The sequence below is a fragment of the Robbsia betulipollinis genome (assembly GCF_026624755.1).
GTDB classification, from domain to species: domain Bacteria; phylum Pseudomonadota; class Gammaproteobacteria; order Burkholderiales; family Burkholderiaceae; genus Robbsia; species Robbsia betulipollinis.
Window position 1 is genome coordinate 1,687,678 of record NZ_JAPMXC010000001.1, and the last position, 14,060, is coordinate 1,701,737.

Annotated in this window: 15 protein-coding genes; 7 read left to right on the forward strand and 8 right to left on the reverse strand. The window is 65.9% G+C overall.

All coding sequences use genetic code 11. The annotated features are described in order from the left end of the window. Positions 1-6: 6 nt before the first annotated feature. Both OVY01_RS07265 and OVY01_RS07270 read right to left on the reverse strand, forming a co-directional pair. Positions 7-1,131 (reverse strand): nickel/cobalt efflux transporter, encoded by a 1,125-nt coding sequence (locus OVY01_RS07265; protein ID WP_267846729.1) that lies wholly within the window; start codon positions 1,129-1,131, stop codon positions 7-9. A gap of 21 nt (positions 1,132-1,152) precedes the next feature. Then, on the reverse strand, positions 1,153-1,812 hold the full coding sequence (locus OVY01_RS07270) for a TetR/AcrR family transcriptional regulator (protein ID WP_267846730.1): 660 nt from the start codon (positions 1,810-1,812) through the stop codon (positions 1,153-1,155). A gap of 119 nt (positions 1,813-1,931) precedes the next feature. Here OVY01_RS07270 and OVY01_RS07275 point away from each other — a divergent pair, with 119 nt between their 5' ends. Together OVY01_RS07275 and OVY01_RS07280 are read left to right on the forward strand one after the other, a co-directional pair. Next, positions 1,932-2,366 carry a pyridoxamine 5'-phosphate oxidase family protein gene (locus OVY01_RS07275; protein ID WP_267846732.1) on the forward strand — a complete coding sequence of 145 codons (435 nt, stop codon included), beginning with the start codon at positions 1,932-1,934 and terminating at the stop codon, positions 2,364-2,366. Positions 2,367-2,405: 39 nt separating this feature from the next. Then, positions 2,406-2,651, forward strand: coding sequence for a hypothetical protein (locus tag OVY01_RS07280; RefSeq protein WP_267846734.1), 246 nt, complete (start codon positions 2,406-2,408; stop codon positions 2,649-2,651). On the opposite strand, the gene OVY01_RS23140 is transcribed toward OVY01_RS07280, so the two are convergent. After that, a complete protein-coding gene (locus OVY01_RS23140; protein ID WP_349293494.1) occupies positions 2,615-2,833 on the reverse strand; it encodes a DMT family transporter in 219 nt (72 codons plus the stop codon). The two genes, OVY01_RS07280 and OVY01_RS23140, sit on opposite strands and share 37 nt — an antisense overlap. A 311-nt stretch (positions 2,834-3,144) precedes the next feature. Between OVY01_RS23140 and OVY01_RS07290 the strand changes: the two genes are divergently transcribed. Further along, positions 3,145-3,489, forward strand: a complete 345-nt coding sequence (locus OVY01_RS07290; protein WP_267846736.1) for a helix-turn-helix domain-containing protein — start codon at positions 3,145-3,147, stop codon at positions 3,487-3,489. Beyond that, positions 3,482-4,744: a type II toxin-antitoxin system HipA family toxin gene (locus tag OVY01_RS07295; protein ID WP_267846738.1), complete on the forward strand. Its 1,263-nt coding sequence runs from the start codon at positions 3,482-3,484 to the stop codon at positions 4,742-4,744. The genes OVY01_RS07290 and OVY01_RS07295 overlap by 8 nt, the downstream gene beginning before the upstream one ends. A gap of 98 nt (positions 4,745-4,842) precedes the next feature. Here OVY01_RS07295 and OVY01_RS07300 read toward each other — a convergent pair whose 3' ends face one another. The 4 genes from OVY01_RS07300 to OVY01_RS07315 all read right to left on the reverse strand — a co-directional run bounded on the left by OVY01_RS07300 (position 4,843) and on the right by OVY01_RS07315 (position 10,070). Continuing rightward, positions 4,843-7,038, reverse strand: a complete 2,196-nt coding sequence (locus tag OVY01_RS07300) for a prolyl oligopeptidase family serine peptidase (RefSeq protein ID WP_267846739.1) — start codon at positions 7,036-7,038, stop codon at positions 4,843-4,845. 63 nt (positions 7,039-7,101) lie between these two features. Then, complete coding sequence (locus tag OVY01_RS07305; protein WP_267846740.1) at positions 7,102-7,821, reverse strand: hypothetical protein; 720 nt, start codon at positions 7,819-7,821, stop codon at positions 7,102-7,104. 42 nt (positions 7,822-7,863) lie between these two features. After that, the gene (locus OVY01_RS07310; RefSeq protein ID WP_267846741.1) at positions 7,864-8,511 is read right to left on the reverse strand and encodes an ankyrin repeat domain-containing protein; all 648 of its coding nucleotides are present in this window, start codon (positions 8,509-8,511) and stop codon (positions 7,864-7,866) included. A gap of 35 nt (positions 8,512-8,546) precedes the next feature. Then, positions 8,547-10,070, reverse strand: coding sequence for a catalase (locus OVY01_RS07315; RefSeq protein ID WP_267846742.1), 1,524 nt, complete (start codon positions 10,068-10,070; stop codon positions 8,547-8,549). A gap of 261 nt (positions 10,071-10,331) precedes the next feature. Between OVY01_RS07315 and OVY01_RS07320 the strand changes: the two genes are divergently transcribed. Then, positions 10,332-11,291: a 2-hydroxyacid dehydrogenase gene (locus tag OVY01_RS07320; protein WP_267846743.1), complete on the forward strand. Its 960-nt coding sequence runs from the start codon at positions 10,332-10,334 to the stop codon at positions 11,289-11,291. Positions 11,292-11,293: 2 nt separating this feature from the next. On the opposite strand, the gene OVY01_RS07325 is transcribed toward OVY01_RS07320, so the two are convergent. Continuing rightward, positions 11,294-12,160, reverse strand: a complete 867-nt coding sequence (locus OVY01_RS07325; RefSeq protein ID WP_267846744.1) for an oxidoreductase — start codon at positions 12,158-12,160, stop codon at positions 11,294-11,296. 184 nt (positions 12,161-12,344) lie between these two features. Here OVY01_RS07325 and OVY01_RS07330 point away from each other — a divergent pair, with 184 nt between their 5' ends. Both OVY01_RS07330 and OVY01_RS07335 read left to right on the forward strand, forming a co-directional pair. Beyond that, complete coding sequence (locus OVY01_RS07330) at positions 12,345-13,268, forward strand: LysR family transcriptional regulator (protein ID WP_267846746.1); 924 nt, start codon at positions 12,345-12,347, stop codon at positions 13,266-13,268. A 120-nt stretch (positions 13,269-13,388) separates the two neighbouring features. Continuing rightward, a complete protein-coding gene (locus OVY01_RS07335) occupies positions 13,389-14,030 on the forward strand; it encodes an alpha/beta fold hydrolase (protein WP_267846747.1) in 642 nt (213 codons plus the stop codon). Positions 14,031-14,060: the final 30 nt, after the last annotated feature.

Genomic DNA, 14,060 nt, shown 5'->3' on the forward strand with positions numbered 1-14,060 from the left:
CGTCCCTCAGGACGCCAATCCCGCATACCCCTGGAACGCGACATACAGCCCGACCACGATCATCAGCGTGCTGGAAAGATAGGGCGCACGACGCGCCGCGTTTCCGAGCCAGGGCCAACGGCTCGTTGCCTTTCTGGCGCCGATCGCCGCCGCCGCGCCGACCGTGACCAGCGTGACCGCCAGTCCGACGCTGAAACACAGCACGAGCACCGCCCCCAGTGCGATCTGCTGCAACTGCAGACAGAGCAGCAGCACGGTGATCGCGGCGGGGCAGGGCACGAGTCCTCCGGTGAGACCGAATACGATGATCTGCCGGGTGGTGACGTCGCGCTGCGAAAAGCGGCGCCTGATGTCGTTCGCGTGCGCCCGTTCGTGCGCGTCCTGATAGCCGTCATCCGTCGTGAGTCCCGGGCCGGTCGCGTCGTTGCCGGCATGAACGCCATGACGCGCGTGAAACGCCAGATCGTAGTCGTGCGAATGGCCGCCGTGGCCCATGCTCAGCCTGACGTCGAACGCATGCGGCTCGGGAACCGGCTCCATCGATTCGAGATAATCCGGCCTGCGGTTGAACGCGAACCGCTGCTTCTTGCCGTCCGGCCGGAGGGTCGTGAGGACCACGTCTCGCGCCGCCCATGCGTTGCCGGCCAGGGTCTTCAACCGCCAGCGTGCCGGTTCGCCTTCCGCGACGATCGACAGTTCCACGCGGCCGTGTCCGGTATCGATCTGGCGGGCTGCATCATGGGCGTGGTCCGGCGTGGACTGTTGCTGCTGCCGGCGCCATGCCTGTTCGCCCGACCAGGTCCGCCATAACATCCAGGCGGCGATGACGATGACCAATCCCGCCGACGCCAGTTGAAAATAGGGCTCCGTCGCGTGCGCGTCGAGATGCCGGCCGAGATACATGCCGCCGATCGCGACGATCCAGACGACGGCCGTATGCGACACGGTAGCGGCGATGCCCAGCATCACCGCTTGTTTGACCGTTCCGCGCACGGCGACGATGAACGCGGCCATCAGGGTTTTGGAATGGCCGGGTTCGAGCCCATGCAAGGCGCCGAGCAGGATGGCGCTGGGAAAGTAGAGCCAGGCGTGGGCCGTGCCGTGCGCCAGGATATCTGAAAAATTCGTCATGGATTCCGCTGGAGGTGTTGGTCAACGATGCAGCATTCCGGCCGAGGCGAGCAGGGCGATCGTTTCCTCGATCCGCTGCGGCGCCGTCGGCAACAGCGCTTCCGCGCTTTCGCCGAGAAGCGCGCGCATCTGATAAGGCAGGAAAACGAGATCGACGAAGCGATCCGCGCACAGCCGTGCATTGTCCATCGGCAGCAAATCGTCGGGCTGGCCTGCGACGAGGCTCAGCACCACCCGTTCCGCCGCGGCCTGACTGCCGAACCGGCTGGCGAGCAATGCGAGTTCTGGCGCGCCCGCTGTCTTGGCGATGACGATTCGCAACATCTCGACCACCGCCGGCGTCACGGCGTATTCGACGATATCGCGGCCCGCCGACCGTAGCCGCTCGACGAGCGGTGCTTCACGATCCGTGCTGTCGGGAATCCGGGTTCGATCCGCATGGCGCCGCACGACCGCCGCGAATACCTCCCCCTTGCTGGCGAAGCGCACGTAAAGACTCGCTTTTCCCGCCTCCGCCAGACGCGCGATGTCATCGCAGTGCGTCGCCTCGAAACCGCGTGTGACGAACAGATGCGTGGCCGCGTCGAGAAGCCGGGTGTCCACGTCCCCTTGCTGCGCGGCGGGCGGTCGACCGCGCCGTTTGGCTTCCGGTTTGGGGACCGGGTTGGATACTTTCGTCATGCCTGATTTCGCCGCTGGGGCACTTTTTCGATTGCCATGAAAGAACTGAACTGCTATGTTCATTTAAATGAACGTCAGTGTTCATTTTATCAATGGTTACCTTGAGCGAGGAGACGGATATGCAGGAAATGACGCTTCAGGAACTGGCGCGGCGGATGAGCGAAATCGATTTCGCGATGCTGTCGACGCGTACCGAGGGCGGTGCGATGGCGAGCCGCCCGATGAGCAACAACGGTGACGTGGATTATGAGGGCAATTCGTTTTTCTTTTCCTTCGAATCGGCCCGTACGGTTTCGGATATCCGGAACGATGCCAACGTGGGTCTGACGTTGACGGGCGCAAAGGGCCTGCTTGGCCGTCCTCCCATTTTCATCGCCATCGAGGGCACGGCGGAACTCATCATGGACAAGAGCGCTTTCGCCGCGCACTGGAACAAGGATCTCGACTATTGGTTCTCGGAAGGAATCGACACGCCCGGCATCGTTCTGATAAAGGTCCGTGCCGATCGCATTCACTACTGGGACGGTAACGATGGTGGCGAAATCGCTGTCTGAAGTTGCGCTCGTGCGTCATGTGAGATTGGCGAGATTGCGATGATCGAACCCTTTACCCTGGAAATCGCCGAACCGGTGCTCCTGGATCTGCGACGGCGGCTGGCTGCGACGCGCTGGCCCTGGAGCGCGCTCGAAGTCTCGATATTTCGCCTGTCGCCACGGGAAAGCAGCCGGGTACGCGACCGCGTTGCCGAACTTCGCGCCTGCTGGCTCGTCCCCGACGCAAAGATAGCGGGCTATGCCAACCCTTACCCCAGCGCGCCGATGCCGGTCCAGATCGCGTAAGCCGTTCCCAGCGGAATCGTTCGGGCCGCCATTTCCAGGAAGGTCATGCTCAGGAAGGTGGAAACCAGAAATCCTGCGGTCCACGGTATGTTCTTTCTCGACTGAAAATCAGAATTGTCCCGGACCCCTGGTAGCACGGTGCACGCTACGTAAAACCCGTCGGGCTGTCCGCAGGGGCGCATCCCTTCCTGTTCGGAGCACAGTTTAGATAAAAAATTGATAAGTTATGCTATATAAAAACATGTAAAAAAATGTGAAGGCACAGTCAAATGTCTGAAATCGATTCCCGAACGGTCGTTCGAGACGCCATGGACCCGTCGAGAGAAAGGTGAACGACACCCGCCTGCGGTCTGGCCGGTCGTACAGCGGCCTGCAAACTTCGCCGCCGCTCGAAGGGTGCGACACTTGGGCCGCCATAGCCGGATTACAGCCGTGGGAAAAGATTGACCAACTTTACCAATCCACTTTATAAGTATAGAATATTGTGTGTTAAATGAATATTTTTCTTTTAATACACAAAATAATGGATTTAGAATTTACCAAGCCCGGTGAAGTTGTCAAGGTGCTCTGTGAGCGTTTGCGCAAGGAGCGCTTGTCGCAACGGATGACGCAAGCCGATCTGGCCGCGCGCGCCGGCATCGGCGTCAATACCGTATCCAATCTTGAAGCGGGACGGAACGTGACCTTCGAAAGCCTGGTCCGTCTGGCAATGGTGCTCGGGCGTCTCCAGGAACTGGAAGGGTTGTTCAAGCCGAAGCTGGATAGCCTGGACGATATCCTGCGCTACGAAAACAGCGTAAACCGCTACCGTATCAAGAAACCCTCCAACAATGCCTGATCGAATCGACGTCTACTACGATGGGTGGGGCGAGCATTGGCGTTGGGGCACGCTCTTGTCCTCGAATGCGATCACGGGGCGTCCGCTGATAGCGTTTGAATACAGCGCTGAGGCAAAAAGCAAGGGGCTGGAGCTATCGGCCCACCGTCTCCCTTTGAACGGACCCACGCTGCGCAGGGACTTTCCCACCCATCAGATGGGACTGCCTGGACCGGTCTACGACGCACTACCTGACGGCTGGGGCATGCTTCTCATGGACCGTTTGTTCAGGAGTCGTGGCCTCAATCCCGCACGTATCGGTCCTCTGGAACGGCTCGCCTGTATCGGGACCCATGCTATGGGAGCAATGTCGTTCGAGCCGATGGCGACGGAGGTCATCGCGGCGGACCAGGAGATTCTCCTTGCCCAGTTGGCCGTCGAGGTTCAGGAGGTACTCAATGGCGAAGGTGGGGCATTCTTGCAGAAGTTGCTGCTGATGGGCGGCTCTCCACAAGGTGCGAGGCCGAAGGCATTGCTTTATCGAGACCCCGGCAGCCAGTCCTTCACCACGGCCGCAGCGCCCGGCTTGGACGCATGGCTGGTGAAGTTTCCCGCCCGACAGGAACACCCTGAAGTCTGCGCGATCGAAGCCGTCTACGCTGCATGTTTGCGCGAGTGTGGCATCGAGACGCCGGAGACGCAGCACTTCGATCTCCCAAACGGACAGGCTGCCTTCGCCAGCAAACGGTTTGACCGACAAGGCGTCAGTCGGGTGCCGATGCAGAGCCTGGCCGCTTTTACCGGAGCGGACTTCCGGATGCCGGGGACGCTGGATTACACCGTTTTCCTGCGCGCAACTCAGATGTGTACCAATGACATGCGCGAGAAAGCCGTTGCGTTCGAGCGGGCGGTCTTCAATGTCGTGTTCAACAATCGGGATGATCATGCCAAGAATTTCGCGTACATCATGTCGGCGGCGGGACAATGGAGGCTGGCGCCAGCCTACGATGTCACATTCTGCGAGGGGCCAGGCGGTTACCATCAAATGAACGTCATGGGCGAGGGCCTGGACATAGGCCGCGAGCGGATGCGCCTTCTTGGCGAGCAGGAGGCGGATCTTTCCACTCGGGATACCGGCGATGTCATCGATAGGATCCGCGACGTGGCCAGCCGGTTTTCAGCGATGGCCAGGCGCATGTTCCCCGGTCAAATCACGCAGGAAACCCTGCACACGATTCAAGGCCGCATCGACGACAACCTCCATCGGCTTCGATAAGGCAGGGTAGCCGGCCCGCGAATGGCATCCTTCTACGTGGCGCGTTCCCGGTATTGCACCACGGTGCAGCCATGTTTCTACATGGCGTGGCGGCCAGATCAGACCGCGCCCACCGTCCGTCGCAGGAAATCGAACACCGTCGCCCGTTGCCGCGCGATGGTTTCCGGTTCGATGCCCGCGCCGTGGCCGCCCTCGCGGTTCTCCAGATACCACACCTGCGCATGCCCCTGCGCCTGCATGCGCGCCGCCATCTTGCGGGCGTGTCCCGGGTGCACGCGGTCGTCGGCGCTCGACGTGGTGAACAGCACCGGCGGATACGCGGCGTCTTCGCGCACGTTCTGGTACGGCGAATAGGTCAGCAGCACGCGCAGGTCCTCGGGAACGTCCGGGTCGCCGTACTCGTCGATCCACGATGCGCCCTGCAACAGCAGATGAAAACGCGCCATGTCGAGCAGCGGCACCTCCGACACGACCGCGCCGAACAGGTCCGGGCGCTGCACCAGGCAGACGCCCGTGAGCAGGCCGCCGTTGCTGCCGCCGCTGATCGCGAGTTGCGCGGCGGTGGTGGCGCCGGAGTCGATCAGCGACTGCGCGACGGCGATGAAGTCGTCGAAGGCGACCTGACGCTTGCCGCGTTGCGCGGCACGGTGCCAGTCGGGACCGAATTCGCCGCCGCCGCGGATGTTCGCGACCGCGTAGAGGTTGCCGGCTTCGAGCCAGCCGATGCCCGTGGTGGCGTCGTAGCGCGGGTCGAGCGCGATTTCGAAGCCGCCGTACCCGTAGAGCAGGCAGGGCGCCGCCGCGCCCCTGACGGCGGCTTCCCGTCCCACCAGCCAGTACGGAATCTGCACGCCGTCGGGCGCGCTCGCATGCCGGCGTTCGGCGACCAGTCCCGTGCTGTCGAAGCGGGCCGGCAACTGTGCGAGCAGGTGCCAGGGTGCGTCGCTGCCCAGGGTGACGTGGAACAGCGATGGGGGCGTGAGGTAGTGCTCGACATAGACCAGCGCGGTGTCGTCGCGGCGAAAGTCGATCGGGCTGACGTCGCACTGCCCGGCGGGCAGCGCGAGCGCCTGTCCGTGCCATTCGCGTCCGGACCGCGGCGGCGTCCACAGCGTCACGGCCGGCACGCCGTCGTTCGTCGTCGAGACGACCAGAAAGCGCCGGGACACATCGACGCCGCTCAGCACCTGCCGTTCGCCCGGCGTGAACAGCGCGGCGAAGCGCCGCTCGCCGGCGAGGAAGGCGTCGCGCCGGATCGCGAGCAGCGAACCGCTCGGGTGCCGTTCGCCGCCCACGCTCCAGGCTTCGCGCGGCGTGATGAAAAGCCAGCCGTCCCAGTGCTGGAGTTCGGCATGCAGCGGTATGTCGTATTGCCGCCATTCCTGGCTGGCATCGTCGCGCCAGAAATGCATCGCTTCGAAAAAGGTCACCGCGCGCGAGGCGAGATGCAGGCGGTCTTCCCGGTCATAGTGCGCGTCGGCCACCACGTCGCTTTCCTCGCCCCGGAAAACGACCGGCGCGTCGGCGACGGCCGTGCCGCGGGTCCAGCGGCGCGCCTCGCGCGGCAAACCCGAGGACGTCAGCGCCGGCGTGGGGGTGTGGGCGCTGTCGTCCCAGCCGACATACACCGTGTCCCGGTCGATCCACGAAATGTGATGCTTGCCGACGTCGGGCAGCGTGAAGCCGTCGGCGACGAAGGTCCGCGACGCAATGTCGAATTCGCGCACGATGCACGCGTCCGCGCCGCCCGGCGAGAGGCGCACGAGCACGCGGTCGTGGTCCGGGCGCAGCATGCTGAAACCCTTGAGCGCCCAGCGGTGCTCGCTGGCGCCCGCCTGGTTCAGGTCGAGGGCGTCGATGTCGAGGACGACGTCCCAGTTCGGCGTGCCGTCGAGCCAGCTTTGCCAGGGCGTGCGGCGCACGATGCCGAGGCGGTGTTCGGCGTCCTGCCAGGTGTTGTACGCCCAGTCGCCCACGCGCCAGCAACTGACGATGCGGTCTTCGGCGGTATAGGCGCGCAGCAGCCGCTGGGTCAGCGCGTCGCTGTCCGGCGTGTGGCCGAAGACCGAATGGGTGCGGTCGTTCTGCGCGTCGAGCCAGCGGCCGACCTCGGGATCGTCGAGGGCTTCAAGGGCGAGATAGGGGTCGGAAGCGGGCGCGACGGCAGGGTCGGCCGCGGAATCCGTTTCCGAAACAGCGCGTGGGGCCATGTCGAAAGCGGCGGCGGGAACGACGTCGAAGGTGCCGGAGGCAACGGGCCAGAGGGGGGCGGACGGAGGCGTGGGGACGGGCATGGGGCGGCAGGTTCCGAAACGTGCGGGAGTGCGCCGGGGACCTGCCCCGGAGCCAGAATGATGCTATGCCAGGACGGCGCGCCAGTCCACCTCGTGCGCATGGAAGCCTGCCGAGCCGCCACCGCCGGGGAGCCAGGCGCCATGATGCGTGCGGAAGCCTTCCGCGAGCGAGACCGCGAGCGCATTGTGGGCGCCCGCCATGGTGACCATCGGTCCGGACCGGCGCAGTGCGTCCCCGGCGATCGGGCCGGGGCGAACGAGGGCGACATGGCCGGCGCGGCGCGGGTCTGGGTTTTCGACCGCCGCCACGACGAGTGCGCCGCGGTTCGCCTGCGTCTGCGCGGCGAACGCGTCGGGGAGGGCGCGCCAGCCGCTCGCCGCGGCCTCGGGCGTGTCCAGCCAGCGCACCTGCGCATTGGCGAGCAGGGTCTGGCCGTGCTCCGGCGGGCGCAGTAGGTAGACGCCCAGACGCATCGCGGCGCTGCCGGCGAAGGCCGAGCAATGGGTATGGGGGCCGCTGCCGGGGCGGGACATTTCGAGCGCGGCGCCGGTGCGCCAGTCCACCCGATAATCGGGCAGCCAGAGATGATCGACACCGCTGTCGTCGAGGAAGCGCCGCAGGTGCTCGCCATCCTCCGTGACCGGCCCGCAGCAGGCTGCGCCGTCGGTCCGCGTGTCATTGGCTGGCGCGGGCGCGACGCGCGCGCCGGGAACGGCATCCTCGGCATACGCGCCGACCGGCAGCATGCAGGAGGCCAGCAGGAGAAACAGACGACGGTTCATGGGGGCTCCACGGCGGCGGGATGGTCGGCGCGCGGGCAGTCCCTACTCGGTGCCGCCCAACTGCTGCAGGGCATCCGCCGCGCTCTGGTTGCCCTGTTGCAGAGCGATATCGTACGCCGTGTTGCCGCGGGCGTCGCGATGGTTCACGTCCGCGCCATGCGCGACCAGCGCCGGCATCATCGCGGTGCGGCCGAACAGCGCGGCGAAGGCAAGCGCGGTTTCGCCCGCGTTGTTCGTCTGGTTCAGGTCGCAGTCGGCTTGCAACAGGTCGCGGGCGATCTCGTCGCGACCGCGAAAAAGCGCGCCCATCAACGCGGTGTTGCCGCGCTTGTCCGCGAGACAGGCGTTCGCATGCGCCTTCAGCAGGGACGCGAGCGCGTCCCGATGGCCGCGATAGGACGTGAGGATGAGCGCCGTGTAACCGGCGTCGTCCTGGATGTCGAGGGGTTGATGCGCGTCGATCAGCGCCTGGAGGATGTCGGTGCGGCCCATGCGGGCGGCGGCGAACCACTGTTCGTCGTAATGGACCGCGCCCCCGGCCACCGGCGGCACCGGGGCCGTGGCGGCCGCAGCGGACGCCGGCGTCGCCGGGGCCATGGCGGCCGTCGGCGGCGCGACGCTCTGGCAACCGGCCAGAACGCTCGCGCCCAGTACTGCCAGGACCGCCCCGACGCGCGTGAACCGGGTCACGGGGGACCGGGTCCGTGTCGTCGTCGGGCGCATGCTCACCCTTCGAGCTTGGCGGCCATCGCCTGCACGCGGGAGACGTCGGCTTTCAGGCCCTTGGCCACGCGCGTGCCGAACTCCGGATCCGCCTTGTAGAAATACGAGAGTTCGGTGTACTCGTTTTCCTCGTTGGTGATCTGGCTCATGTCGGTCACCAGGTTCGCGACGAGATCGTGCTTGTCGCTGGCCGACAGCGAGCGATAGCGCTCCCCGGCCTGCACGAATTCCATCTTCTTGGCGATCGCGCGTTGCTGCGTGGTGCCCGTCAGCGGCAGTTGCGTCATCCGGTATTCCGGATTCTGCTTCAGGTCCTGGAGCCCGGTCGGATCATAATTGATGCTGCCTTCCTTCTTGCTGTCCGCGAGTTCACCGGCCTGGTGGTTGTTCGTCACCGGCACGCGCGGCCGGTTGATCGGCAACTGCATGTAGTTCGTGCCCACGCGGTAGATCTGCGTGTCCGCATACGAGAACAGGCGGCCCTGCAGCATCCGGTCTTCCGACGGCTCGATGCCCGGCACCATCCGCGACGGTGCGAACGCCGATTCCTCGGTCGACTCGAAGAAGTTCGCCGGTACCTTGGTCAGCGTCATCGTGCCCACCTTGCGCTCCGGCACGCCCTTCCATTCCTTGGTGTCGTCGAGCGCGTCGTACGGGAAGTCAGCCAGTTGCGCCGGCTTCAGCACCTGGATCATCAGGTCCCACTTCGGGTCGTCGCCCTTCGCCAGCGCGCCGTACAGATCGCGCGTCAGGTTGTTGAAGTCCTTGCCCTGCACGACGGGAATCTGGGCCGGCGTCAGGTTCTCGATGCCCTGGCGACTGACCCAGTGGAACTTCACGTAGTGGATCTCGCCCTTGGCGTTGACCAGCTTGAAGGCGTGCACGCCGAAGCCGTCCATCTTGCGATAGGATGCCGGCGTGCCGCGGTTCGAATACAGCCAGGTCAGCATCGCCGTGCTTTCCGGACTGTGCGAGAAGAAGTCGAACATGCGGTTCGGATCCTGCAGGTTCGTCACCGGGTCCGGCTTCAGCGAATGGACGAAGTCCGGGAACTTGATCGCGTCGCGGATGAAGAAGATCGGCATGTTGTTGCCGACCAGATCCCAGTTGCCCTGTTCCGTGTAGAACTTGACGGAGAAGCCGCGCGGGTCGCGCGCTTCCTCGGGCGAGCCCCCACTGTTGATCACGGTGGAGAAGCGTACGAAGACCGGCGTGGTCTTGCCCGCCTCGAAGACGTTCGCGCGGGTGAGGTCCGACAAGTCCGCTTCCTCGACGAAATTGCCGAAGGCGCCGGTGCCGCGCGCGTGCACGACCCGCTCGGGGATGCGCTCGCGGTCGAAGCGCTGCAGCTTCTCGATGAGGTTGCTGTCCTGCAGCAGCACGGGGCCGCCCGGGCCGGCGGTCTGCGAATTCTGGTTGTCTCCCACCGGGGCGCCGTTGTCGCGCGTCAGGTCCGCGGCATGGGCCGCCGAGGCCGACAGGAACGCGAGGCAGACCAGCGCGGTGATTTTCTTGGTTTTGAACATGCTTTATTCCATTGTGGGTGCCGGGCCATTGTTGCCGCCGCAGACAACAATTGTCCAATTGCGGTTCTTCATCGCCGGCATTGACTGTCTATATGACCGCGATAGGGAGCGCATCGCATCGCGAGCGGAATCGGCCGGTCGTGCCACCACCACGGAGGGGCGCTTTCATGGGACGATAGTGCCTTGCTTCGCTTCGCCGCCGCCCCGCGCGCCGGCGCGGCACGGTTTTCCACCGCCTCCAATCCGACACCCTCCTTCACGATGACTGCCTCCTCCGCTCCCCGCCGCCTGAAGATTCTCATCGCCGGTCCCCTGACGCCCCGGGTCATGCACGCGCTCGATGCCGCGCACGAGACCGCGCGACTCTGGACCCAGCCCGATCGCGCCGCGTTTCTGGCCGAACAGGGCGCGCAGTTCGAGGTGCTCGCGACCGGCGGCGCGTATGCCACCGACGCCGCGCTGATCGCCGCGCTGCCGGCCCTGCGTCTGGTCGCCAGTTTCGGCGTGGGGGTCGATGCGATCGATCTCGACGCCGCGAAGGCCCATGACGTGGCGGTGACCAACACGCCCGGCGTGTTGAACGATTGCGTCGCCGACTACGCGCTCGGCCTGCTGCTCGCGTTGTCGCGGCGCATCGTCGAGGGCGACCGTTTCGTGCGCGAGGGCCGCTGGCGGCAAACAAAGCTGCCGCTGGGCGCCAAGCTCGGCGGCAAGGTGTGCGGCGTCGTCGGCATGGGCGGCATCGGCCGCGCCATTGCCAGGCGTGCCGAGGCGTTCGGCATGCAGGTCGTCTACTTCGGCCCGAACCGCAAGCACGATCTACCCTATCCGTATTTCGACTCGCTGCCCGCGATGGCCGAGGCGGCCGATGTGCTGATGCTGTCGTTGCCGGGCGGCGCGGCCACGCATCACATCGTCGACGCCGGCGTGCTGGCCGCGCTGGGGCCGCGCGGGCTGCTGGTGAACGTCGCACGCGGTGGGGTGGTGGATCAGGACGCGCTGATCGCCGCGCTGGCGAAACGCACGATCGCCGGCGCGGCGCTCGACGTTTTCGCCGACGAGCCGAGCGTGCCCGACGCGATGCTGGCGCTCGACAACGTCGTGCTGTCGCCGCACACGGCGAGCGGCACGCACGAGACGCGCGCGGCGATGGGCGATCTGTTGCTCGCCAATATCGCCGCCTTCGCGCGGGGCGACGCGCTGGAGACGCCGGTGGTGTGATCTCAAAGGTCGTCCAGATCCGCCAATGCCTGCGCATCGAGTTCGAGTGCGCCCGCCGCAATGTTCTCGCGCAGATGCGCAAGCGACGCGGTGCCCGGAATGACCAGGATGTTCGGCGCGCGCCGCAGCAGCCAGGCCAGCGCCACCTGCATCGGGGGAACCCGCAGCGCGGCGGCCACGCGCGTGAGCGTGTCGGACTGTAGCGGCGAGAAGCCGCCGAGCGGGAAAAAGGGCACATAGGCGATGCCCTGCGCCGCGAGCGCATCGATCAACGCGTCGTCGCCGCGATGGGCGAGGTTGTAGTGATTCTGCACGCAGACGATATCGGCGATGCGCTGTGCCTCGGCGACCTGCTGCGCGGTGACCTGGCTCAGGCCGATATGGCGGATCAGGCCGTCGCGCTGGAGCCGTGCGAGCGTCTCCAGTGCCTCGCCGAGCGGTTTGCCCTCCGGCGCCTCCAGACCCGGCGCGCGCAGGTTGACGACGTCCAGTGCGTCCAGCCCGAGCCGGCGCAGATTGTCGTGCACCGCGTCGACCAGTTCGCGATCGGCGTGCGCCGGCAGCCAGGACCGGTCCGTGCCGCGTCGGAACCCGACCTTGGTGACGATCGTCAGGTCCGCCGGGTAGGGATGCAAAGCCTCCCGGATGATCTCGTTGGTGACATGCGGCCCGTAGAAATCGGCGGTATCGATGTGATTGACGCCCAGCGCGACGGCCTCGCGCAGTATCGCGATCGCGCTGGCGCGGTCGGCGGGCGGCCCCCATACGTGGGGCCCCGCCAACTGCATCGCGCCATAGCCGATGCGGTTGAATGTCTTTGCGGTGTGTGCCGGGGTGAAGCGGTGACGGCTGGGGGAATAGGCGGACATGGGCATTTTCTGGGGAGATGGCACGCTCGCGCGTGGCGGTGAGTCGGGGGTATCGGGGCGCGTGTCGTGGGTGCGTGCCCCGGTGACAGCACTGTAGCCTTCCCGGTGCTGTGTGATAATCGGCTCAACGCGGCACGGCCTGTGCGCCGTTACGCACAATGGTGCACAACCACAGACATCCTGCATGACGACGGCGTCCTATTCGATCGCCGACCTGTCGACCTTCGCGCTGGTCGCCCGGCACAAAGGCTTTCGCCAGGCGGCACGCGCCACCGATCAGTCGGCCTCCGCGCTCAGCGAGGCGGTGCGCCGCCTGGAAGGGCAACTCGGCCTTCGCCTGCTGGACCGGACCACGCGCAGCGTCTCGCCCACCGAGGCCGGCGCACGGCTGCTGCTGCGCCTGACGCCCGCGCTGAGCGAGGTCCGCAGCGCCGTCGACGTACTCAACGACCTGCGCGACACGCCGCGTGGCACACTCAAGCTGAACGTACCGGTGATCGCCGCGCGGTATTTCCTGTCGCCGATCGTCGAAGCCTTCATGACGACCTATCCCGATATCACCGTGGAGATCGTCGTCGACAACAATTTCGTCGATATTGTCGCCAGTGGCTGCGATGCGGGCATTCGCTACGGCGAGCGGCTCGAGCAGGACATGATCGCGGTTCCCATCGGCCCGCGCACGCAGCGTTTCGCGGTCGCGGCGGCGCCCGCCTATCTGGCGCGCCGCGGCATGCCGGCGCATCCCGGCACGCTGCTGGAGCACGCCTGCCTGCGCGGCAAGTTTCTCAGCGGGGCCGTCTACGCGTGGGAATTCACGCGCGCCGGACAGACGGTGAGCATCGCGCCCGAGGGTCCCCTGACCGTGACGCCGACCGGCGCGGACATGGCCGTGAGCGCGGCGGTGGCGGGGCTGGGCATCGTGTATCTGTTCGAGGAATGGCTCGCGCCGTATCTGCAGGCGGGACAGCTCGTGCCGGTGCTGGAGGACTGGTGGCCGACGTTTCCGGGGCCATTCCTGTACTTTTCCGGGCGGCGCCATTTGCCGGCGCCGCTGCGCGCGTTTGTGGATTTCATCCGGGCGTGGGAGGCGAAGGGGGTGGCTTCTTGAGATTGCCTGGTCTGGTGTACGTGAGGCAAGCCCCGGCGGGGCGGGCGTGGCGCATGGGAAAAGAAAATAAGCATGCCGTTATCGATGATCTTCCTTCCTGCAATGCCTTGCGATGGCAGGATGTACGCCGCCCAGGTCGATGGCTTGCGGGACCTGGTCTCGCCCGCCGTGCAGGTGCTGGACCGCGAGACGTTCACCGAAAGCGCGAACGTACTGTTGGCGTCCGCGCCTGAACGCTTCATCCTGGCGGGCACAGCCTATGGCGGATGTCTGGCGATGGAGGTATTGGCGCGGGCGCCGCAGCGCGTCGCGGGCCTGTGGCTCATGAACTGCCAGCCAGGGGCGCATCCATACCCCGATCGCGTTCGCGCGACAAGTCGCCGGATTCGCCAGGGCGAACACGACGCCGTCATCGCGGAGTTCACGCGTGATGCCATTCCTGAGGAAGACGGGGTGTCGCGCGCAATGTTCGTCACGATGGCGCGCGACGCGGGCGCCGAATCGTTTGCCCGGCAGTCCGACGCGACGCTGACGCGCGCCGACCGCTGGCCGACGCTGGCGGCCAGCACGGTTCCGACGCTGTTGATCTGGGGCGAAGTCGACCGTTTCGTGCCGCTCGAAGTCGGAAGGCGTATCGCTCGAAGAATGCCGCATGCGCGCTTCGCATCGCTGCCTGGTTGCGGGCACTTCCCGACGCTGGAGCGCGCGGCAATATGTACGGAAATCGCGCGGGATTGGCTTCGCGACGCCGGGCTGTCCTGAGACGAATCGTTTCGTGGGTGCCGGGAAGCG

Coding starts and splice junctions, on each gene's coding strand:
- OVY01_RS07290 (WP_267846736.1), top strand. CDS start 3,145: ATGAATATTTTTCTTTTAATACACAAAATAATGGATTTAGAATTTACC.
- OVY01_RS07265 (WP_267846729.1), bottom strand. CDS start 1,131: ATGACGAATTTTTCAGATATCCTGGCGCACGGCACGGCCCACGCCTGG.
- OVY01_RS07325 (WP_267846744.1), bottom strand. CDS start 12,160: ATGTCCGCCTATTCCCCCAGCCGTCACCGCTTCACCCCGGCACACACC.
- OVY01_RS07315 (WP_267846742.1), bottom strand. CDS start 10,070: ATGTTCAAAACCAAGAAAATCACCGCGCTGGTCTGCCTCGCGTTCCTG.
- OVY01_RS07275 (WP_267846732.1), top strand. CDS start 1,932: ATGCAGGAAATGACGCTTCAGGAACTGGCGCGGCGGATGAGCGAAATC.
- OVY01_RS07305 (WP_267846740.1), bottom strand. CDS start 7,821: ATGAACCGTCGTCTGTTTCTCCTGCTGGCCTCCTGCATGCTGCCGGTC.
- OVY01_RS23140 (WP_349293494.1), bottom strand. CDS start 2,833: ATGCGCCCCTGCGGACAGCCCGACGGGTTTTACGTAGCGTGCACCGTG.
- OVY01_RS07320 (WP_267846743.1), top strand. CDS start 10,332: ATGACTGCCTCCTCCGCTCCCCGCCGCCTGAAGATTCTCATCGCCGGT.
- OVY01_RS07330 (WP_267846746.1), top strand. CDS start 12,345: ATGACGACGGCGTCCTATTCGATCGCCGACCTGTCGACCTTCGCGCTG.
- OVY01_RS07295 (WP_267846738.1), top strand. CDS start 3,482: ATGCCTGATCGAATCGACGTCTACTACGATGGGTGGGGCGAGCATTGG.
- OVY01_RS07300 (WP_267846739.1), bottom strand. CDS start 7,038: ATGCCCGTCCCCACGCCTCCGTCCGCCCCCCTCTGGCCCGTTGCCTCC.
- OVY01_RS07270 (WP_267846730.1), bottom strand. CDS start 1,812: ATGACGAAAGTATCCAACCCGGTCCCCAAACCGGAAGCCAAACGGCGC.
- OVY01_RS07280 (WP_267846734.1), top strand. CDS start 2,406: ATGATCGAACCCTTTACCCTGGAAATCGCCGAACCGGTGCTCCTGGAT.
- OVY01_RS07335 (WP_267846747.1), top strand. CDS start 13,389: ATGTACGCCGCCCAGGTCGATGGCTTGCGGGACCTGGTCTCGCCCGCC.